This is a genomic window from Actinomadura sp. 3N407, assembly GCF_052245875.1.
Taxonomy (GTDB): domain Bacteria; phylum Actinomycetota; class Actinomycetes; order Streptosporangiales; family Streptosporangiaceae; genus Spirillospora.
Genome location: NZ_JBQQBP010000005.1, coordinates 1 through 22,860, shown reverse-complemented (window position 1 = coordinate 22,860; position 22,860 = coordinate 1). Strand labels below are relative to the sequence as shown.

Genomic DNA, 22,860 nt, shown 5'->3' with positions numbered 1-22,860 from the left:
ATCAGTCCTGCATCGGTTTCGCGATGGTGAGGCGCCGTGCGTCGTCCAGGACCACCGCGCACGACATGTCCAGCAGGTCCATGCCTCTCCCGCCGGCGATGGTCGTGGTGGCGGACGCCGGGTCCCAGCGGGTCCAGCCTCCGGACACGGCCGAGGCGGCCACCCAGATCTGCTTGTCGTTGCCGATGACCGCGATGAGGCAGCCCGCCGCGTTCGCGGGATCGGGCATGGTCCCGATGGCGGCGCGGACGCGGGCGTCGGCCGGACGTCCGTGCGCCGTCCAGCGCGAGGGTCTCCCCCGGACCCATCGGTTGCTCCACACCTGGCCGCTCGGGGAGCCGGCGAGGACCGCGATGTCCAGCGCGGTCGAGTCGTGTTCCACGTCGGCCATGACCTCGACGCCGATCCCGGCGACGATCCTCTCGGCCGGGGTGGGCGTGCCGAGGTCGATCCAGGTGGACGTGCCGCCGTCCGAGTCGTTGATCCACAGGTGCCCGTCGCCGGTGACGACGACGACGGCGGGCAGCAGACCCGCCGGGCTCGGCGGGGAGGCCGCCCCGACCAGCGCGAAGATCAGCTGTCCCTGCGGCATGCCGAGGTCGGTCCAGGCCGGGGCGTCGCCGCCGGCGGAGCGCATCCAGAGCCGCCCGTCGTCGGCGAGGACGTACACCGTCGGCTGACCGCCGGGCAGCTCCGCCGAGATCGGCCCCACGCCCGCCTTGACCGATGTGTCGGGAGGAGTGCCGTGGTCGACCCAGGTCCAGCCGGTGCCGGCGGTCGTCCGCGCCCAGAGGTGCCCGTCGCTCCCGACCACGAACGACCACGCCGGCTGCGGGTCCATGCCGCCCAGGGTGAACGTCCCTATACCCGCGGCGGCGGTGACATCGGCGGCGGGCGTGCCGTGGGAGGTCCAGTTGCCGGACGAGAAGAGCGTGTCGGCCGGTTTCCCTCTCAGCTCGCAGCTCCACATCGCGCCGACCTCGTCGATGACCTGCACGATGGCCGTGCCGCTGAGGACGTCGCGGGAGATCGAGTACGCCCCGACGACCGAGTTCACCGAGCTTGGACGGCCGTGCCGCTCCCATCGAACGCCGGCGTCGTCGGACTCGAAGGTCCACAGCTCCGAGTCCAGGGAGACGCCGGTGGCCCACACGCGTCGCGCGGCGTCGTCCGCGGATACCTCGAAGGCCGAGGACGGGCTGACGAGCGCCGTGTCCTCCGGCGGGGGTCCGAGGTCCGTCCAGTCGCCGGTCAGCGTACGCGTCCAGATGTTGCGGTCGGCGCAGCCGATGATGACGGGCTCGTCCCCCGTCCGCGGGTCCGGGCCCTTGACCGCGACCACGGCCGTGCTGAGCGCCCCCTCGACGGGCGGCCGTCCGAGATCGGCCCACCGCCAGTCCCGGCCCGAGCCGATGAGCACCATCGCGTTGTCCGCGAAGGTGTCGGCGTTCGTCGCGATGACGGCGGCGCACGCCCGGAAGCGGCCGTCGCCATCGCGGAGGCCGGTCGCCGAGAGCGCGCGGAGTTGGTCGACGGACGGCGGGCCGTCCGGCTCGAACCAGTTCAAGCCCGAGCCCTCCCGCACGGCGACGCGCAGCACGGGCACGCTGAACAGCGCCCGGCTCGCCGTCAGGGAGAAGACGTGCTGCTGCGGTTCCGTCCCGTCCGCGACGGACGCGGGCGCCGTCGCGAACTCGACGGCGATCCAGTCGGCGTCCGTGGCGGTCGGGAGCCAGGCGGCGTCCGGGTCGATGCCGCGGCGTATCCAGGCTCGTCCGGTGGCGCTGCTGACCACGAGCGCGTGCCGGGATTCCGCGTCATGGGTCGCGACGATGTGGCCGCAGTCCGGGACGCGCGGACGGCCCTCGTCCGGGGAGGGGCCGGACAGGCCGGTCCAGGGGACGTCCGGGCGGTGCAGCCAGACCCGCAGGTCGTCGCCGACCACGGCCGGTGTGAGCGCGTCCGGCCCGCCGGAGGCGGCGAGCAGGGCGGCGTCGATCACCTTCGCGGCGCCGGGCGGTGCCCCGAGGCGCTCCCACTGCCATGAAGGCCCGCTGCGTCTGCACAGATGAAGGTGGCCGCCGGCGGTGCCGACGGCGATGAGCGCGGCGGCGCCGGTCGCCCGCGCCCAGGTGACCTCGGCCGGGCTTCCATATCTCGTCCAGTTGACGGCCGCCATCAGGACATCCCGTCGTCCGCCGGCCCCGTCGCCGGAGTGACGATGTGGACGCGCCCTTCGCCGTCCAGGACCACCGCGCACGGCCGGCCCAGCGGAACGGCCCTTCCGCTGACGATCGCGGTCGAGGCGGACGGAGGATCCCAGCGAGACCAGCGCGGCCCCTCCGACGAGGACACCCAGACCTGCTGATCGTGCCCGATGACCGCTACGAGGCAGCCCGCCTCGTTCGCTGGATCGGGCATGGTCCCGATGGCGGCGCGGATGCGCTTGTCCGCCGGCCGTCCGCACGGCGTCCAGACCGGTGGCATTCCCGGCTCCCAGCGATGGATCCACACCTGCCCGCTCGGCGCGCCGACGGCCGCGATGTGCAGCGCCGTGGCCTCCTCGGCCGGCCCCTCGGCCGCGACGCCGATCCCGGCGACGATCTTCTCCGCAGGGTCCGGCGTGCCCAGGTCGCTCCACTCGAACGAGCCGCCGTCCGGGACACTGATCCAGAGATGCCCGTCACCGGTGACGGCGACGGGGATCGGCAGCGGTCCCGCCTCGCCCGGGAGGGCGGCCGCACCCGCGAGCGCGAAGATCAGCCGGCCCGGCGGCACACCGCGATCGACCCAGCGCCCTTCGGACCCGGACACGGAACGCATCCAGAGGCGCCCGTCGTCGGCCAGCACGTGCACCGCGGGTGGCCCGCCGAAGACATTGACCGCGACAGGCGAGACGCCGGCCCTGATCGGCCTGCCGGTCGGGGCGCCGTGGTCGATCCAGGACCAGTTGGCCTGTCCGCCCTCGTCGTCGGCTGTCCTCGCCCACAGCCGGCCGTCGCTGCCGGCCATGAACACCCACGTCGGACGCGGCTCGCTGCTCTCCATGCTGAGCACTCCGACGCTCACCTCGGCCTTGACGCCCGCGGCGGGCGGGCCATGGGAGGTCCAGGAACCGGTGGGATTGAAGAAGCCGTCAGACGGGTTCCCCCACACCTCGCAGCCCCACACCGCGCCGTTCTCGTCCACGACATGCAACATGGCCGAGTACGGGCCGTCCGAGACTCCGGCGACCGAGCCGACGGTGACGTCACCGGGGCTTCCGAACGCGCTCCACGCGACGGGTGTCATGTGGGCGTCCCAAAAATCATCACGCGGCATCGGCCTCCCTTGGGCGCGGATCAGCGGATCGTGTAGCGGACGATGAGATAAGGGTCGGCGGCGCGGTCGCGGCGCACGACGGTGTCGTCCGCGGGAACGGACAGGGTGAACCGTCCCTCCGCGGCGAGTTCGGCGGCCAGCGCGGGCAGTGCGTCGGGCGCCACCGGCGACGGGCCGCGCACGAGTTCGTCGCCGGAGATCCCGTACAGCTCGACCGCCATCACCGTGAGCGTGGCGGAATGGGTGAAGTACGGGAACCAGCCCTTCTCGATGCGCAGCGACAGTCCGGGGCCACCGGCCAGGAATGCCGCCCATTCGGTCGGGAAGTCATGGCGCAGGCTGAACGACCGGGCGAGGGGCTGCGAGGACGCGGCCGCGAACCGTTCGCGCAGGTCGGCGACCACGGCGTCCGACCGCACCCCCGGACGGGCCGTATAACTAATGTGCAGAATGGCGTCGGAAATGGTCGTGTAGTCGAACGTCCGCAGGTCGGAGGGCAGGCTCAGCGCCCAGGTGCTGATCGCGCCCGCGCCCTCGAACGGCAGGTAGCGGTCGTCGCGCGTCCCCGCGTCGAACAGCCCGGCGTCGCGGTCGGCGGTGCTGGTCACCACCGATTCCAGGGCTCCCGGGTAGTCCAGGAATCGGGAGTCTTCGCCCTGCGCCCGCGTGTACCGGTTGTCGAGCAGTCCGGGATCCCGGCGGATCGAGCTGCGCTGCAGCGACAGGGTGGCCGCGACCGACGTGTACGGGCCGGTCACGGCGGGGAGGCTGAGCGCCACCGTGCGGATCCGGCGCATGTGGTGGCCGGGCGCCTCCAGGTCGAACAGCCATTCCGGGACGGTGAACCGGCACGTCCCGCGCGAGCGCAGTTCGAGCAGCGCCAGCGGGTCGAGCATGCGCAGCGACACATGGGTGGTCAGTTCGAACTCGCGCCGGTTGTGCTCCATGTAGGCGAGCTGCAGCCGGGTGAGGTCGTGGTGCAGGCGCTCCCCCGCCTGCAGTCCGCGGCGGCCGGTGTCCCAGTGCGAGAACCCGATGAACGTCGCGTCGTCGATCTCGGGACGCATCAGCTCCCGCTTGACGGCCTGCTCGGCGGCGCGGGCGACGTCGACCGCCGTCCGGTACCGCTCGGCGAAGCTGCGGGCGACCTCACCGCACAGCCACGTGTACAGCTCGGTGTTGGTGTCCTTCGACGCCAGGTACGCGTCCACCGCCTCGGCCCGGTCGATCTGGTCGCGGCTCGCGCCGTAGTCGCGCCGCGCGACCTGCTCGTGCAGGAGGGACGCGATGAGCTGGCGCCCGTTCTGCATCAACTCCAGCGCGGCTTGGTTGCTCTGCTGGACGAAGTCGAGGTCCCGCCGCTGGTATCCGGCGATCTTGGCGGCCCGGCTGCCGTCGTAGACGTCCTGGTCGGCGGCACCGCGAAGGGCGGAGGCGAGCGTACGGCCCACCGCGGACAGCAGCGGCCCACCGAACTCGACGTGCCCGCCGACGCCGAACGGCTCGATGTCGAGGCCCAGGTTCGGCAGCATGCCGAGCACCCCGTAGGTGATGTCGACGTTGGTGGCCTCCCGCTGCCTGTCCCGCGCCGCGGGCATGTGGATGTTCAGCTCGGCGTACTCGTTGGGGATCAGGTCCAGCGACCCCTGGCTCTGCGCGCCGGCCTGGACCTGCGGGTCGCCGTCGCGCGCGAGCCGCGGGGCAGGCCGGCTCTCCTGCGCGATCGCGACCGCGTACCGGCCGACGAGCTGCTGGAGCACCTCGGCGAAGTTCTCCTCGGTCACGGGCAGCCGGGTGAGGCCGACATCGCGCAGCCGGTCGACCTCGGATTCGGGACGGCCGAGCAGCAGCTGGAAGTGCCGATAGCGGGCGAACGTCGCGGCCCGGCCGCGCAGCAGCGCCTCGGTGTTCGCCTCGGCCTCCTTCCAGGCGAGGAACCGGACGTCGCGGTTGAGCCGGGCCATGCCGATCTCGTGCCCCTGCCGGAGCCGGGCCAGCTCCTCGCCGTCGCGCCGCTCCATCGCCGACAGCAGCGCCGCCCCGGCCGACTTGACCTCCGCCGTGATCTCCAGCGCCTTCTGGATCAGCAGCGCGGCCCGCACCGGCGACGCGGGCGCCCTGGTCCCGGCGACGGCACCGGCGACGTCGACACCCGCAGCGGTGGCGCGGGACAGCAGGCCCGGGTCGAGCGCGGGCGCGAACAGCGCGAGCCGGCGGGCCGTCCCGGTGATGTCCTGGCAGTTGCGGATCTTGAACAGCCGGTCGGCGACGGCGTCCCAGTAGCCGACGAGCTGGTCGTTGCGCGGCACGCAGAAGTAGAGGCTGCGCCCGATGCCGAGCAGCGCGGTACCGCCCGTCCCGGCCCCGTCGGCCCCGGGCGGCGGCGTCCGCGCGAACGGGAGCTGATTCTCCAGCTCGACCAGCGCGTTCCCGAACGCGCCGAGGCCGGCCTCCTTGAGCTGGCGGTAGCTCATCCGTGGTGCGGACCGGTGCCGGGGCACCTCCGCCGGGCGCGGCCCCAGGATGTTCCCGGCCAGCACGTACAGCTGGGTCGCCTCGTTGATCGACTCCGCGGTGTCGAGGCGGAAGAGGCTGTCGCCCCAGGCGATGAGGTTCTCCAGGTACTTCATCACCACGTAGTACTGGTAGGCCACGACCCGCGTCCGGGCGACCCGGTGCGGCTGGAAGGGCGCGCGGCGCAGCGCCTCGTAGCTGAGCGCGGCGGAGGCCAGCAGGATCCGCTCCTCGGGGCCCAGTTCGGACGGCGGGCGGCTCAGCACGGCCACGAGTTCGTCCACCCGCGGCATGTCTCCCGGCTGCGGATCGCGGAACCTGACGAACTTCCAGAACCGGTCGGGGACGGGCACGGAAGGATCGGTCTCCGTCGGGTCGAAGACGTGATGGAACCAGCGCTGCGCCTCGGCGAAGCGCTGGTTCTTGCTCAGGTGCACCGCGATGGTCACCGGGGCGTGGAAGAACAGCTCCCAGTTGTAGACCGAATACGGGCCGGCCTCCCCGACGTCGATGTTCTTCGGGAAATAGCTGACCGTGAAGCTGTCGTCCTCACCGGGCGCGGACGGATCGTTCGGGTCGTAGATCCGGTCGAAGAACGGCTCGGACACCTGCTGGACGGCCAGGTCGAGCAGGCCGTCCACCGACTGCTGGTTGAGGCGCTCCACCAGCATCCCCACATACGGGTGGAAGTGGTTCTGGAACACGAAGGACTTCGTCTCAGCCATGGCGGAGCCTCTCGCTCTCGAACGCGGTGACCGTGTCCAGGTCGGGGAAGACCGGCGGCGCCGCCACCGGCTCGGGGAAGATCCCGAACGTGTGGAGCGGCACCGGATCGGCCGGATCGGGATGGACGTAGAAGACGTGCCGGCTGTCCTGGAAGAAGAACGGCGCCCGGTGCGGATCTTTGAGCCGGTGCATCGGCCCGATGGCCCGGTACGGCGACTGGCTCTTGCGCAGCACCGTCAGATCGTGGAACGGATCGTCGCGGTAGCTGACGACGAGCGGGCCGGAGCTGGAGAACTGCCGGTCGGCGGGGAACCCGGGCGAGCCCGCGGTGTCGTCCTGTTTGCGGACGGGCAGGCTGTGCGTGGTGTAGAGGCGGAAGTGCGAGTTGCCGGTGCCGCCCGGGCTCGGGTTCAGCACGATGATGCCGAGGCTGTCGCGGACCCCGGCGGCGTCGCTCTCGATCTCCGAGGCCAGGCGGAGCGACAGCGGGTCGCCGATCACGCTGAACTCGGCGCCCAGGTCGATCGGCCGGTCGGGGTCGGACGTGCGCGGCGACTGCCACCGGCCGTTGTAGTACTCGCTCCAGAACAGGCTCACGGTCAGCGTCGCCGTCGCGCGCAGGCTCAGGTCGCCCAGCGACAGGTCGCCCAGCCGGGTCTCCTTCGGCGCGGACGACGCGAACGGGCCGGGCTGGCGGGCGTCGGGCTGCTTGGCGACCTTCAGCCAGAACAGCAGGAACCGGCCCTTCCAGATGACGGGGAGCACGGGGTCGTCGGTGACATCGACGTTGACCGGCTCCCAGGGGCGCCACGTCCCGTCCAAGGTGCGGTGGAAGTAGCCGCGTTTCGCCCCGGACGTGCGGCCGATGACGTGCACGATCGGGTCGGGGACGCCGGTGCCGGCCGCGACGCGCTCGTCCATGTGCATCCCGGCGATCTCCAGGGTGGCCACCTCGTCGAGCCGCTCCAGGTAGTGCCCGAGCGCGGTGGCCGCCGCCTGGTCGGTGATGTCGGACTGGAGCAGCTCCGACTCCACCTCGCGGAAGAACGGCGACTTGTCGTCGCGCAGCTCCGGGTCGAGCCAGTTCTCCGGGAACAGGAACACCCGGCGGTTGGCCTCCCAGATCCGGTAGCGCTTCATCGCCTCCCAGCGCTGCGGGTCGATCGACCGGGGCGAGACCTCGGGTTCGAGGTTGAGCAGGAGCCGCGCGACGAACAGCTGCACCGCCGAGATCGCCTGCGCTATGCGGGACGTCGTCATGCAGGGTTCCATCTGCACGTCGATGAGCAGCTTCTCGTAGAGCTGGTCGGGGCTGGTGAAACGACCGGCGATCTCGTCCACGGCCAGGTCCGGGTCAGGGTTCTCCTGATGCAGGACCCTCGCGACCAGGGCGTCGCGGGCTGCCCGGCGCAGCCCGTCGTGGATGGGGCGGACTACCTCCGTCCATGCCGCGTCGTCGTAGCGGGCGCGGATGCCGTCTCTTACATCGCGGACGTCCTGGGCCGACGGGGTGGTGCGGAGTGTTCTCGCGAGCGTGCTCACTGGCAATGCGACGGTGCGTGCCAGATCCAGCACGTCGGCCACTCGTTGCAGGCCTTTCAGGCTGTGGAGCGCGGCGGCGTCCACGCCTAGGTGGGTTGCGATTTCGTTCACGACGGGCGGGGTGACGCCATTCAGTGCGGCGATGCGCTCCTCGGGCGGGCCGGGGACGGAGTCGTCGAGCAGGTCAGCGAGCGCGGTGACCGTCCAGCGCTCACACAGCCGCCGGTAACCGGCGAGGTCGGCGACTGCCTGGACAAGCGTCAGCGAGGCGGCCGGGCTCGCGGGAGCGGGCACCGCGGAGAGCCAGCCGACGTCGTTGACGCGGTGTTCCGGTGCGCGGGCCAGCACGTGCAGCTCTCGGATTGAGAGCCCGAACGCCGTCGCCAGTTCCAGGCCCGTGAGGAGGCGACGGTAGCCGCTGGTGAACGCCTCGACGGCGTCCGCGGGGCAGCATGCGTCACCGGGAAGTACTACTTGGCCGACTCCATCGGCATGCCATCGCAGTCGCAGCGTTGCGGTCAGGCCGGTCACGGTCAGTTCGAGCCGTGCCGGGCGGCCAGTAATGAGATCGACCGGGGTTTGCGTCGTCCAGATGCCGTTCTCACGTCGGAGAGGGACGTCCCGGCCGTCGATCTGGAGCGTGACCGCGGAGCCGTCCGCCTCGATTGCCAGTGTGTAGGCGCCCGATATCGCCGGGTCGACGAACGCGGCCCAGATTCCGCTGAGTATTCCGCTCGAAACTCCGGCCGCCTGGCGGAGATCGGCCGCGCCCGGCCCGTAGTCGACCTCCGGGGCGATCGTCGTCCGTGTCGGAGCGCCCGCGGACGGCCCGGCCGCCGCGCCCGCCCAGAAGCGGACGTTCAGACCGGTGGCGGTCACGGCGGCGAGGTCGTCGCCCGCCGACCGCTGCGGCGCCGAGCCCGGCATGGCGACGGCGTCCCCGACGAAGGCGGCCAGGGCCTCGGGTTCCGTGCCGGTCGCGGCGCCGAACGCCTCGCCCAGCCTGCGGCGTCGCAGGCCGGGACGCAGTTCCTCCAGCAGCGCCGTGCCCAGCGCCGTCCGCCGGGCCTCGTCGCCCTGATCGGCGGGTGTGCTGGACCAGGCCCGCCAGCGCCGATCCAAGACCGGATGGGCGCGCAGCAGCGGCAGGTACTCGGCCTGCCCGGCGTTGACCAGCGTCGTGACGGCGCCGACCAGGCCCGCCGGAAGGCCGGGCAGGGCCGTCACCGCGGCGGCCGCCTCCGGGGTGAGGACGCCGCGATGGATCAGCAGCGAACGTGTCGCGTCGTACGCCAGGCCCGGTGCGGCCGTCCGCACCGGTTCGGGAAGTTCCGGCCGGTCCTGGTGGTAGGCGGTCGTGTAGGTCGAGGTCCCGGCGAGCAGGCCGAGGAACGCGTCGGTGACGTCCGGGTCGAACACCGATGTCAGGAGGGTCCGCAGGGCCGAGTCGCTCCACTGCCCGCCGGACGGTGCGCGGGGATCGGCGAGCGCGGTGCGCACCGAGCGGAGCACTGCCATGATCGCCGCGTCCGGGCCACCGTCTCGGGTGCCGCGTGCGAGCGCCACGAGGCGTCCGACGGGAAGGCCGGAGTCCCGGATCGACTGTGCGAGCCGCACGAGCTTCAGGAAGTCGGGGTCGGGCCCGTCGAGCGGGGCGAAGGGCTTCCAGCCGGTCGCCTCGATGAGGCCGACCAGCTCGGTGACGCCGATGTGCAGGACGCGGGCCAGGTATCCGTAACGGAACAGGAGGCTGACCGACGCGACCGACAACGGTGTCGCCTGGCCGACGCCCGCCGCTTGCACGACGACGGCGAACTCGTCGGCGGTCAGCTTCAGCGCCGCCTGCAACGCAGGGGCGTGTTCGAGGAGCTTGGCGTCCGGTCGTGCGGGTGGGCTGCCGTCCGGGCCGGGGCCGAAAACCGGGTCCGCACCGAGCAGCGTGGACGTGAGGAACAGCGCGCGATACGGGGCGTCCGGGCCACGCTCGCCCAGCGGCGCGAAACAGCCGAGCAGCCACGGCAGGTCGGCCTCCGTGTCGAGTCCGAGCCGGTCCACCGCGGTCAGCAGGTGCCCGAGCCTGACCAGGACGGTGTCGAAGCCGGTGTCGAGCGCGCGCCGGACCTCGTCGGCGGACGCCGTGGGCGCGATCGGGGCGGGCCAGAGCGCGGCGACCACCTCGTCGGTGCGCTCGATGCTCCAGCCGAGCCGCGCCCGCAGCCGGACGAACCGCGCGATCGCCAGCAGGTCGACGGCGCGGAGCCGGTTGCGCGCCGGGTCGGGCAGCGCCCGCCGCAGTTCCAGCGACGCGAACGCGCCCGTCGAGTCGCCGGCCGGGGGCTCCTTCCCGCTGGGATCTGTCAGGACGACGATGTTCATGATCTGGTCGTGATGGGCGGCGAGCCACGCGACGACGTCCCCGCCGAACGGCGCGGTGTCGAGGTTCGGCGGGAGCGACGCCCGGAACTGCGCCGGTGAGATCGTCCCGTCGTGCAGGCCCCCGATCGCGGGGAGCCCGACGCGGAGCGTGCCGAGCAGGACCAGGAGCCCGGCGTCGGGGTTGACGAACCGCGTCCGGAGCAGGGCCACGAGCTCGGTGGGTGTGAGGCCCAGGCGGCGGGCGAGCCGGGTCGCGTTGCCGACGCCGTTCACGAGCTGTGCCTCCGTCACCCGCGCCGGGTCGTCGCCGTAGAGGGCCTGTGCCGTCACCGCCGGTTTGCACAACAGGTCCCGTTCGGCCGGGCTGATTCCCGTCCGTTCACGGACGATGTCGCTCCACGACCGTCCGTTGGCGTCGTCGGCGGCCAGCATGGCCATCGCGTCCGCGAGGCTCACGTCCGCCTGGGCGAGGTAGGCGCGGAGGGCGGCCAGGCGCTGGTCCCACGGCAGCCGCAGCGGGTAGGAGGCGGTGCGCAGGACGGCGTAGGCGGCCTCGTCCACGAACTGCGGTGAGGCGAGCAGCTCGGCCGTGCCGGTGCCGGGCTCCACGTCGTGTCCTTCGTATCCGTCGATCGAGGCGTGGACGACGACGTGCTCCAGGATCTCGTTCACCAGGTCGACGTACGGCAGCTCGACCTCGGTGTTCTCGCAGCTCAGCGCGATGTGCTGCAGGTCGGGACGGCGCTCCAGCAGGACGTCCAGGGGCTTGCGCCCGGCCGGCGCCGGTTCGACGTCCAGGAATTCGAGCAGGTCGACCAGGTAGGCGGCCGGGCTCAGAACCGACTCGCAATGCTCGCAAGCGCCCGTGTCGCCCGGCCCGAACAGCGTCTCCAGGTTCGGCAGCCTGCGCACCTCCGCCAGGCCCGCGGTCTCCGCCACGGCGAGGGCCCGGGCGCCGGGGCCGGACGCGGCGGCCGGTCCGCCGCTCGGCACCGCGAACACCTCGGGCGCCGCCCTGCCCACCAGGAAGCTGGTGGCCGTCGCGAGGGTGGCGCTGTGGATCTGGTCGCTGCGACGGAACGTCTCGCGGGCGACGTCGGCGCCGCCCAGCGCGTCGCCGAACCGTTCGACGAACTCCGTCTCGCCGTGCGCGGCGACCGCCTGGGCGGAGTCGAAGCCGAGCGTGCGCAGCCCGCGCAGCGCGTCCGGGTTCGGCGCGACGGCGACGACCCGCTGCAGGGCGGCGACCTCGTCCCGGACGGGCGGCGCCAGCTCGATCGCCTGCTCGCCGAGGAAGTCGTCGACGGGATGCAGGGCCAGCTCGAACCGGTCGTCGTTGCCGGTGAGGAACTCCGCCACCGCGCGGCCGGTGCCCTCCGGGCCGCCGACCGGGACCGTCCCGTCGGCGACCTCGGCGGCCAGCACGGCGGTGGGACGGCGCAGCCGCAGCTCCTCGGCCAGTATCGCCGCGTAGGCGTCGCGCCTGGAGTCCTCGTCCTCGCCGGGGACGTCGTCGGGGACCGGCACGTCCGGGGTGAGGTCCCGCCGCCAGCGGTCCGCGCGGTGGTAGCCGGCGGCGGCGAGATCGCCGACCCGCGACGGGGCGGTCTCGTCGCGAAGCTTGGCGATCAGCGGGGCGTTGTTGCGGGTCAGGGCGGCCAGCTCGCCGTCGAGCCGCAGCCGGTCTGCGCCGTCCGGGAATTCTTCCCCGACCTGCGTCCACAGGGTCTCGGGCGCGTCGCGGTGCTCGCGGTAGATGTGGGCGAAGCGGCGCCGGTCGTCCTCGTCGGGCAGGGCGGAGCGCAGCAGGTCGTCGAGCCTCCCGTCGCCGACGCCTGTGGGCAGGTCGAGGACGGCGCTCCCGGCGAGGTCGCGGGCCGTGTCGAGGCTCGCGGGGACGTCCGCCATCAGGTCCGGCTCGATGATCCCCTGGTCGGCTGCGCGCGCCCAGACGGTCTCGATCACGCTGGACGGCGCGAGCGCCCACAGCCGCGGGCCCGCGGGCAGTCCGGCGCGGTAGAGCGCGTAGTGCAACGGCGCGGGGAGGCCGGTACTCGCGGCCTCCCGGTCGGCGAGCGACGCCATGGCGACGGCGCGGGCGTCCCATCCGCTCTTGGCGGCGGCGAACGTCACGTCCTGGCGCTCGGCGTCCTCCACGAAACCGGCCAGGCCGAGTTCTCGCGCGCCCGAATCGGCCAGGCCGCGGCCGATGTCGGTGACGAGGCGCGTGTACTCGCTGGCGGCGGGCAGCGCGCCGGGCGGGAGGACGACATCGAAGCGTTCGCGCGGGCCCGCGTCGAAGCGCGGCGCCGTCCTGGCGATCACCTCGGGTTCCGGCGCCGACGTCCGGGTGACCCCCACGACGAGGTCCAGGCTCGCGCCTGGCGCCGACCGGGCCTGCTCCGGGTCGAAGGCCAGCGCGAAGGCGCCGTCCGGCCCGACCTCTGCCGTGCCGACCGGGTGCTCGCCGCCGAGGCGCAGGTCGAACACCTGCACGGCGACGCCGGAGGTGACGGAAGTTCCCGTGTCGTCGTGCACCGTCCCGCAGACCTCGAACCTCTCGCCCGCCGCATCGGACGTCGTCATGAGACCCACCGCCTCCGCTCAGTTCCGGCCTCACCGGTATTTTTCCGCATGGCTAACGTGGCACCGACAATCGCTTGAGCACCTCGACCGATTCCTCCGCCAATTCCTCCACCACTTCGGTGGCGACTCGAATTCGCGTGGACTGGCCCACGCCCTCGGCTATCCGCACGCCGGTCGCGATGCGGATGCCGGTCGTTCCCGCGCCGGTCGCGGCCGTCTCCGCACCGGCGGCCGCGCCGCCCGTCCCGGCGGTTCCGGCGGTCCCCACGCCGCCCGCCCCGGTGACCTCGGCGGACCCGGCGGCGGCGCCGACGGCGACTGCGCCGCCCAGGATGAACAGTTGCGCTGCCGCGTTCGCCGTGTTGATGATCCCGCCGGCCATCACGCTGGCCCTGACCATCCCGTGCGCCTGCGCGTCGGCCGTCTGGTTGATGCTCGTCTTCAGCATCGCCTTGACGCCCGCGACGCTGTCGTCCTCGCCGGGACGCCTGCGGCGGACGCCGACGTCGTAGACGAGCAGCCCTTTGATCGGCTGGTTGTTGTTGTCGCGGGCCAGGTCGAAATGGATCGTGACTTCGAGGGACTTGTCGCGGATGACGATGGGTTCGAAGATGGCCGGGTCGACCTTCGAGGCGGCGGCCATGGCTATTCCGATCTCGGCGCGCGATATCAGCTTGCCATCCACTTCACGAGGAAAGTAGTCGGTATAGTGGTCGACTTCCGACACGTAGTCCTGATATTTATCGGGATTGCGCGGCTTCAGTTCGTAGAGGTGCGCGTCGTAGGCGCCCGGCGTCGCTTTGTCAGGCAGGAGCACCGCGAGGTCGACGGAACCCCTGTGGTCCGTCTTCATATTCTTGGACCCGCCGGGAAGGGTCTCCCTTTCCACCAGGCTGGACACGCCTCGCACGGCGAGTCGGAGCGCGATCGTGTTCAGCACGATCTTGTGTATGAGGGTGCCCATGTCCGCCCTGTTCGGCGGCATCGTGTACGCGCCCGTGGCCGCCGGCTTCTTCTCTTCGGCCCCGTTCGGATCGGTGGATTTGACCGGGTTGTTGGCCACGAAGGCATAAGGGTGCGCATATTCGCGGGCGAGGATCGGGTCGCAGCTCGCCCAGCGCGCCAGCCAAGGCGCGTAGTAGCGGGCTCCGTGGTAGTAGAGGCCGCTTTCCTCGTCTCGCTCCTTGCCCGTGAAGCGGTAGCGTTTCGGCACTTCGGTCTGCGCGCGGACCGCCTGGTAGGACGTACTTCCGTACGGTGTGAACTCCTCGTAGGAAATGATTTGGGCGGTGTCGTCCAGTTCCAGGACGGCGGAGCCCAGGTGGTTGCCGAACTGGTATCTGACGAGCTGCGGCGGGCCGTCGCCTTGTGTGCGCGTCTCGACGAGGGCGATGCGTTGCCCGTCACCTTGAATGTGCAGTGTTTCGTGGACCAGCGGGTTCGGTCCTTGCCGCCGGTGGATTTCGAAGCCGCCCAGGTAGATCCGCTCGTCCTTGACCGAACCGGTGGCCGATTCGGTGACCTTGCGGATTCGCTGCCCGTCGGCGTCGTAAACGTAGAAGGTGCGCTCGTTCTGGCGTGCGGTCATGCGCAACTGGTTCTTGAAGTCCCATTCCAGCTGTTGCAGTTGCGGCATTCGCAGCATATTGCCGTTGGCGTCGTAGCCCGTTCCGTCGACGCTGTAGGTCTCGGTCGTGGTCCCCACGGTTGTGCTGGTCAGGCGGTTGCTGGGCAGGGCCGGTCGCAGGAGGCCGGGCTCGTCATAGGCGTAGGTGCGGCGCCACCCGGGGTTTGCGGCGTCTCCCCCGTGATGGGAAAGCTCGACGATGTTGCCTGCCTCGTCGTAGACGTAGCGCTCCCTGTACGTGGCCATTGCCTGGCCGTCTCCCGGATGCGGGAGCGCCGTCCGCTGAGCGTCGTTATGGGAGTGCGGCATCGGTGCGCCGCCGACCTGTCCCACATGCTCGCGGCCCGTACTTTCGATCAGCCATGACAGGGCGTCGTAGGTGTATTCGGCGCTCGGCTCCACGCGACGGTTGCGGAAGAACAACGTCTGCTGCGCGTCGTCGCGAATGTGGACGATGTTCCCGGAGGCGTCGTAGGTGTAATGGAGGTTCTGTATCTGGCAGCCGGGTGAGCCTGCCGATGGTGGGCAGTCGTCGGAGAATGCGACTTCGTCGCGGCGGGTGAGCAGGTGCACCAGGCGGAAGGTGAGCGGGTCGTAGGTGTAGGTGGTCGTCGCTCCGTTGCCGAATTCGACCGCCGACCGTTGACCTTTTGCGTCGTAGTCGATATTGCGGACGAATGGCGTCCAGACGGGCTGACCGTCCTGCTGGGCGCCTTGGAGATTGGCGTACACCGCGTCGAGCAGGTTCGCCTCGTTGTACCGGAGGCGGACGACGCTGTTGTCGGGAGCGGTCAGCTCGGTTGTGCGGTTGAGGGCGTCTCGGCGGGTGGCCGTGGTGAAGACCGTCGTGTCCAGCGGAACGTCGCCGGACCAATCCAGGGCAGTCTTGAAGTTCGCCGCCAATTGGCGTCGACTGCGGAGCAGGTTTCCCTTGAAGTCGTACGGGCCGCTGGTGACGACGCCCGCCTGGTCGAATACCTGGACCACCTTTTCCCGCAGGTTGGCGGCCTCCGCGTCCGGGCTGTCCTCCCCGTAGACGGTGCGTCCCACCATCACTTCGGTGCCGTCGTCGGCACGCAACAGCGTGGCGGTCGGACGTCGCAGGGCGTCGTAGACGGTTCTGACGCGATGGCCGCGGCCGTCCCAGCTGTAGATCGGCTTTCCCGTGACGTCGTTCAGCGTCCAGCGTTCTCCTGCTTCCATGCTGACCTGGTGGACGCGGCCGCCGAGCAGGTCGTAGTCGTAACGCATGACGACGCGGTCCTTGGCGTCGATGAGCTCCCGCTGAAGGCCCTCGATGTCGAAGACGACCCGAGTGTGGTGGAACGCCTCTGCAGGCGCCGGCGTCCCGCTGTACTGGGACCGGTTCTGGGCGACCGTGAGGAAGGCGCGTCCGAGCGTGTCGGCATGGGCGACGGTCGGCGTCCCCGCGTGGACGGCCGACTTCCGGGCGGCGAGCTGCGCCGCCTCCCCGAGCCCGCCGCCTTCGCGCTGCCCGTGCCAGGTCGGCAGGTATTCGGTGGACGGCATCCGGCGGAAGTGGCCGCCCACATCGGGATCGGCCGCGGGATCGGCGATCAGGACGGTGTCGCCGACGTCCCAGGTCTCCTGCCGCCACGCGTCGAAGACGACCTTGTCCCAGGTGTGATCGGAATACAGGGTGGCGACGACGCGTTCGGCCGGGTCGTAGCAGAGCAGCGGGCCGACGCCGACGCGCACGTCTGGCTCGAAGCGGTGCGTGTCGGTGAAGAACGGCTCGTACTGGCGGACTGGCTTGCCCTTGTTGTTGAAGATCGTCCAGCCGGTTCCCGTCCAGCGCGGGCCGGTCCGCGGCCCCGGTTCGGCCCGTGTCTTCTTCTGGATCTCCCGGGCGAACCCGTCGGAGTAGGCGAACGACTGCTGGATCCTCAGCCCACCGTCCGGGACCGAATCGCTGTCGTGGGTCTCCCGGGCCAGCGTGACGGTCACGGCGGGCTGCGGGTGTGGCTGGTCCTTGGTGCGCTGGTAGCCGAACAGGTCGTGGACGAGCCGCGTGGTCGCGCGGCGTAGGAGCGAATGCGGCGCGGCCAGCGGATCGGTCAGGTGGCTCACGATGGCGTCCTCGGTCAGGTCGGCGTTGAAGCCGTCCAGGGAGTCGCCTTCCGGGGCGGCCGGGGCGGGCTTGCCCATCAGCGCCGTGCCCACGACCAGGCCGAGGGCGTCGAAGGCGACTTCGGTGTGGTTGCCGTTCGGGTCCGTCACCAGGCGAGGTTGGAGAACCCGGTAGTCGTTGGCTGCTGTGGTCCGGTTTCCGAGCGCGCCGCGTGTTTCCTGCGGCAGGAGGTCGTGGGTGTCGTAGGTCACCGAGGTGTCGGCGTGGAATGGATCCCGGAAACGGTGCGGGAGGAAGAAATGCCGCCGCGCGTGGTCGAGTTCTTGTGCGGCGGTGTCCGCGCCCGCCGGCGAGTAGAAGACCCGGCCTGAGGGGATCCACCAGTTGGCGTCGCCTCCGCTGTGGACGTAGCCGCCGTCCGTTTCGAGCATCGCGTCGCCGACTCGGTCGCCATAGACGGCGGTGACCAGTCCCGGGGTGAAGGCCAGTTGGTAATTCGCTGCGGGCAGGGCTCTTGGTTGCACCGTGCCCAGCGGCAAGTCGCCGGTGAGATCGTCGCGGCGATAGATGGTGCGTACCTGCTCGATAAGGCGCTCTTGCAGCGTGCCCGGGCTCGGTGACTCCTCGAATGCGATGGCGGTCGCAACCGCTCCCGCGTCCAGCATCTCGGTGGATGTGTAGCGTTCCCGATCGGCCGGTGGCTCGAAGCCGGTCAGCTCGTAGGTCCGCGCTTCGCATGGTGTTGGCGTGCGGTGATCGTCCGCGGTGTCGATGGCGTTCGTGACGCGGCTCTCAGTGTGGGTGATGAGAGTCCGGCTCTGCTTCTCCTGGTCCGCGGCGGGAAGACGCGCGTCCGGTTGCCGGCGCCCGTAGGCGACGGTCGCCGCTCGCAGGACGTTGCCGAAATCGTCCACTTCGAGGGTCAGCGTGTGGCCGGTCCGCGGGTCGGCCAGATTGCGCTCGTAATGGTGGTTGATGGTTTCGCGGGCGTGCGGGAAGAACACCGCGTGACGGTTCTCGCCCTTCCGCTGCATGGGCCGGACGGTGAAGTTCTGCTCGGTGACGGTGTAGGGGGCGTCCGCCCGATCCGAGCCGTCAAGCCCGTAGATCTCCTGGCGCAGCACCAAGCCTTTGAGCGCGCGGCGGGCTTCGCGTTCCTCGTCGACGCTCAGGCCGGGCGCCAGGACGGTGTCTTGACGTCCGCCGGTGTGGAACCAGGTCTTGGTGAGTATCGGCGGGACGGTGTTGCCGGTAAGCACGGTCAGCTCTTCCGTGTCCGTCTGCTCGACCATGCCAAAGCCGCGGAATTCGCGCTCATGCCCGTCGAAATAGCCGTCGTGGTAGGCGTAGCGGGTGGCGAAGCGGTTGCCGCTGATCGCATCGACGGTCTCGACCCGCTCGACCACGTGCACGGGAAACGGAAGCCTGGTGGTCCAAGGTTTGCCCGCGTATTCGTCCTGCAGCGAGAACTTGGTGGACGGGGCATAGCCGATCCGCGTTTCCGCGCCGAGGTTGTTGACCATCCTGACCAGCAGGTGCGGCTTCTGGTCGCCCATCAGATTCACGTAACGCACCCGTCGCCGCGCATCGCCCGGCAGGGGCGACGACCACACCAGGCAGACGGTGCCGTTACCGAGCAGATCGACGGGCCTCACCGAGGCGACGTCGTCCAACTGCGGGAAGCCGGGCAAAGGCTGCGGTGCACTCCAACTGTTTCCGCATTGGTTGAAGTAGAGGCGCACGCCGTCCCGGTGCAGGTAGATGATGTCGGTCGTGCCGCTGCCGTCGATGTCGGCGAGCCGGACGCGACGGTGGTCGAACTGGTCCGGTTGGTCGAAGTGGGGCGCGTCGTCCATGCTGACCTTGGCACCGAAGCGGCCGTAACCGAGGTTCGGCCAGTAGCAGACCTCGCCATCGCGGATCCGCACCAGATCGGTAAGGCCGTCGCCGGACATGTCGGCCAGATGAACGGACTGGGCGGCGTCAGCGAAAACCAGCCGCGGACCGGCATTCTCATCGAGCGCCTGACGGACTCGGCGGCCCGGTCCGAAGCCCTGCTCCCCCATGGAGCCGTGCCATACGAAAGCGTCGTCTTCGCTGATCAGCACATCCGCGAGGCCGTCGCCGGTCAGGTCGACGAATCTCACGCTCGGGTCGTCCGCGCCACGGTTGAGCCGTAGCTCGAAAGGACGGAAGGGCTCCCACCCTCGATCGCCGTCGTTCTCGTAAAGGCCCGGCACGGGTCCGTCCAACTTGACGACATCGGTCAACCCGTCTCCGGCCAAGTCCATGAACTGCGCATGTCCCTCGGCCAAGGTGACATTGGGTTTGCTGTCCGCGCGCTGCATCGGCGCGAGACCGACCTGCCGCGAGTCGATCGGGCTGAGGTTCCTCTTGTAGAACCAGGCGCCGCTCTGTTCGGTGAGAACGCCGGGGACGCCGTCGCCGTACAGGTCGATCCACTGGTAGGCGGAGCCGTCCAGCCCGATCGGCAGATTCTCCAGGTCAGAGGCGTCGACATCGTGCACCGTGCGCTGCACGACCGGCTGGGAGTAGTCGAACTCGACCGCGGGCATGCCGCGCCTGAGGTACCCGGCGCCTTGCCGCTTGTAGCCGTTCAGCGTCACCGCACGCAGAAACGTGTACACCAGCTCGTGGGAGAAGGTGAAGTCGGTGGAGTGCACGAGGCAGTCGGCGCCGATTCCGTCCTCGCGCTCGAAATGGTGGAACAACAGCACGCGGCGGCACAGCCGATTGATGCGCACCTCGAATCCGGCCCGGTAGGAGGAGAACGCGTCTTCGCGATGCGTCCAGGGGCCGCTATCGCCGGGTCTCGGGACGGCGGCGTCGTGCTCGCCGTAGTCGAAGACCACTTCGAACATCCACCCGGCGTTCTCGATCTTCTCGCCGATGAGCATCCTCGGCCGGCGGCCGTCGTCATCGAGCAGCGGCACCCGGTTCCCGTAACGAATGCGCTTGATATAGCGGTTGGTCATTCGCCGCGGATCATCGATTCCACCGCGATTGCTCTCGTGCCCTTGGCCGAGGACGACACCAGTCCCGTCGTCCGGTTTGTACTCGTAAACGACGCCATTGCCCTTGTCGTCGCGGGTCTCGCAGAGCAGCCAGGTGAAAACGCGCCGGGAGTCCGCAGGGTCGGCGATGCGGGATCGCATGTCCTTCCCGTAGACATTGAGCACGTTGTCCTTGGACAGCGTCCGCCAATGCACGTCGCCGTCGTCGTTCCGCGTCCAGCGCTCAATACGGACGAAATCCTTCTCGATGCGCGGCCGGTAGCGATGAATGGTATGGCCGGGAACGCTGGTCGCGTCCTCGAAGCGAGCACCATCGGAAGCGATAACCGGGACAAGATCGTCGGCTCCGGCGAGAACGAAGACATCGGACTCCGCCGCGTCGTCGTAGCGCGGCAGCCCCTTCTCCGTCCGGCGGCTGATCTGCGGAAGGCCGAGTGACCAGCCGAAACCGAACGGGCCGTTGCCGGTGCCCGAGTCATAGGAGAGGACGAGCTGCGGCCCGAACCCGGACCGGCCGGGGCTGGTGGCGATGGGGACGGTCAGCCGCCCCGTCCCGCTGACCGGATCCGCCGCGAATTTCTCGCCGATCCCCCGAATTGCGCCGCCGCCTTTGGGCAGCGAGACCGCCGGCGGCCGGATGATCGCGGGCTTCCCGCCCCGTTCTTCCCGTGGAGCGTCTTCGGCGTGCAGAGATTCCATCGTGACCCGAGGCGACCGGCCGATCGACGGCCCGGCTTCCCCGCTGCCCCCTTCCGAGGAATGGCAAAACGCCGTCACCCTATGGATCGCAGACTTCGTCCAGCCGTTGTTCGGGCCACGGCAGGAACGGCCCCTAATCCCCCCCGATCTCACCCCGTTCGCGTGGCATTCCTACGATGAGCGCCCAGTTACCCCGTGTAAAGCTGCAAATCAGATGTGACAGCATGTGGCCACCCGGTGCCAGATCGTCCCGCCGAGTAGGTGATCGCAGGCTGACTAGTGGCATGATCCGGACACCGCCCCACAATGCGGCGGCACCGGAATGTCGGCACCCTCGCCGTAAGATGCCCGACATGACCGGCGAGAGCGAGATTGGTCGACCGCCTCAGTGACGAGGCGGGCGGTTGCAGCTAGGAGCTCCTCCGGCATGAGCTTGTCTCCCATACCTACAACGCTAATTGAGGCAAGGTGCTGTGGTTGATGACGCGCCGCGTGTCCATGCCCAGGTCTCGGAACCAGGGCGCAAAACCTTGGTCAACCCTCCATGAGTCAACGGTGATCAGCCGAGAGAACTGGCCAGGCCATGAGGTCGCGATCTGCGCTGCGGATGAAGTCGTTCCTGATCACCCAACGCTGGCTACAACGGGCTCGGCCGCCTCAACGGCGACGAGACCGGCGGCCTCGGCAACCCCAACCACGACGCCGGATGGGGCCCGCATGTTCGGGACCGTCATCGGCGGCCAGATCTCCTGGCTGCTGCCCGCCGCGCTCGTCCTGCTCACCGCCGGTCTCGCCGCGGCGGCCGGCCTCGCCGCGGCCCGGGTGCTGCGCGGGCGCGCCCTCGGCGGGAACCGCGGCCCGGCCGCCGGCCCCCCACCCCAGAACTTCGGGCAGGGAAACGGCCCCGGCCGCACGGCCGACGGCCCCGGCGGCCCCCGGGGCGGGGCACCGGGCGGCGGCGGAGGACCGGGCGGGCTGCTGGACGCCACCGGTGATGACAGACCGTGCCACGACGAAGCTTCCGTTGCGACGTGGACCTTGGTAGGACCCGGTCGTAGTGGAGCTACGTTCCATATCAGGCGCGACACCGCATGTGATCAGACCGCGACACTTCGTGGCAGCATGCACGTCACCCGCACTCGCGATCTGGAAGCGGCCGCGCCTCCCGGAGAGATCAGTTCTCGCGTGTCCAGGCGGGCATGATCCGCACCTCGCGGAGTCGCCAGCCCGCCGGCGTCCGCACTGCGGTGCAGGCCTGTCGCAGGCCGCCTGTGAAGTGGGGTGCCTGGCCGTCGCGGTAGTAGTACACCAGCGAGTTCGCCGAGGCAGCCGCCTGGTCGCCGTCGACGTTCACCAGCAGGTCAGTGGTCGTGTGCTGGGTGTGCTGCCCCTCGACCTCACTCTGTCGCATAAAGTCGACGACCTTGTCGATGCCGCGGAGTTCGCCCCCGCGCGGCGAATGCACCGCCACATCTTCGGTGAAGACGGTGTCCACATCGTCCCACCGCCCCTCGTCGAGCAGACGCGCGAGGCGGGTGAACAGGTCGGCGATCTCGATACGGTCGGCGATCAGCGTTTCCGTGGACATGACGTCCCCTTTCGTTGGCGCCCCCAATATTGGTATTGCCAACTGTACACTCATTCGTTGGTCCTGCCAACGATGTATGGTGGCTGTCGTGGAAGAGACGCCCGCACGCCTGACCGCGAAGCCGAGTTGGCCGCTCACCCGGGTCGCAGTGCACGCCCACCGGTTGGCGTCCGAGGGCTTCGGCGAAGTGGGTGCGCGCGGGTACCACCACCTGGCCATCGGCGCCCTACGCCTGGCCGGACGCACTGACATCACCGAAGCAACCCGCTGGGCCGGCCCTTCACCATCCTCGGCCTCACATCATGATTGAAACGGCCGTGCCAGCCGCGCGGAGGGGTGCCGGCGAAACGACACTCACGGAGGCATAATCGAGTCGCCCTTGCAACGGGTGGCATTACACACCGAGCATGATCCGGACTGGTTCGCCGACCGGAATGCCGAATATATGCGCAAATGGTGGCACTTGCCCCTCGTCCACAAACCATTTGCACATGTGGGGTCCGGTTCTGGGGAAAGCAGGTCATCCCTACCCGCCGGACGGGCGGCCGAGGGCGGGTAGCGGACGCCGCGTCGTCCGCTACCCGCCCTCGCCATCCCCGCCTCAGCGATCGGGGGGTTCAGAATGCGGTCGAGCAGCCGGTGATCAGATGCTGACGCCGAAGTCGGAGGCGACACCGCCCAGCCCGGACGCGTAGCCCTGCCCGGTCGCCCGGAACTTCCACTCGGCGCCGTTGCGGTACAGCTCGCCGAAGAC

8 protein-coding genes are annotated in these 22,860 nt (G+C 70.2%); 1 reads left to right on the top strand and 7 read right to left on the bottom strand.

Annotation, left to right across the window (positions count from 1 at the left end; translation table 11 throughout):
* Position 1: 1 nt before the first annotated feature.
* Genes ACTWPP_RS13550 through ACTWPP_RS13530 form a run of 5 tightly spaced genes read right to left on the bottom strand, consistent with a single transcriptional unit; the run spans position 2 to position 20,518 of the window.
* A complete protein-coding gene (locus ACTWPP_RS13550; RefSeq protein ID WP_443104584.1) occupies positions 2 to 2,179 on the bottom strand; it encodes a hypothetical protein in 2,178 nt (725 codons plus the stop codon).
* A complete protein-coding gene (locus ACTWPP_RS13545; protein ID WP_443104583.1) occupies positions 2,179 to 3,291 on the bottom strand; it encodes a hypothetical protein in 1,113 nt (370 codons plus the stop codon). Before ACTWPP_RS13545 ends, ACTWPP_RS13550 begins: the two co-directional genes overlap by 1 nt.
* A 50-nt stretch (positions 3,292 to 3,341) precedes the next feature.
* A complete protein-coding gene (locus tag ACTWPP_RS13540; protein WP_443104582.1) occupies positions 3,342 to 6,560 on the bottom strand; it encodes a hypothetical protein in 3,219 nt (1,072 codons plus the stop codon).
* Complete coding sequence (locus ACTWPP_RS13535; RefSeq protein WP_443104581.1) at positions 6,553 to 13,065, bottom strand: neuraminidase-like domain-containing protein; 6,513 nt, start codon at positions 13,063 to 13,065, stop codon at positions 6,553 to 6,555. The genes ACTWPP_RS13540 and ACTWPP_RS13535 overlap by 8 nt, the downstream gene beginning before the upstream one ends.
* 52 nt (positions 13,066 to 13,117) lie before the next feature.
* Positions 13,118 to 20,518, bottom strand: a complete 7,401-nt coding sequence (locus tag ACTWPP_RS13530) for a SpvB/TcaC N-terminal domain-containing protein (RefSeq protein ID WP_443104580.1) — start codon at positions 20,516 to 20,518, stop codon at positions 13,118 to 13,120.
* Between the two features lie 717 nt (positions 20,519 to 21,235).
* Between ACTWPP_RS13530 and ACTWPP_RS13525 the strand changes: the two genes are divergently transcribed.
* Positions 21,236 to 21,721: a hypothetical protein gene (locus ACTWPP_RS13525; protein WP_443104579.1), complete on the top strand. Its 486-nt coding sequence runs from the start codon at positions 21,236 to 21,238 to the stop codon at positions 21,719 to 21,721.
* On the opposite strand, the gene ACTWPP_RS13520 is transcribed toward ACTWPP_RS13525, so the two are convergent.
* Positions 21,693 to 22,106 carry a nuclear transport factor 2 family protein gene (locus ACTWPP_RS13520; RefSeq protein WP_443104578.1) on the bottom strand — a complete coding sequence of 138 codons (414 nt, stop codon included), beginning with the start codon at positions 22,104 to 22,106 and terminating at the stop codon, positions 21,693 to 21,695. The two genes, ACTWPP_RS13525 and ACTWPP_RS13520, sit on opposite strands and share 29 nt — an antisense overlap.
* 643 nt (positions 22,107 to 22,749) lie before the next feature.
* Positions 22,750 to 22,860, bottom strand: a 111-nt coding sequence (locus ACTWPP_RS13515; RefSeq protein WP_443105099.1) for a TerD family protein, incomplete at its 5' end; no start/stop codon positions are given.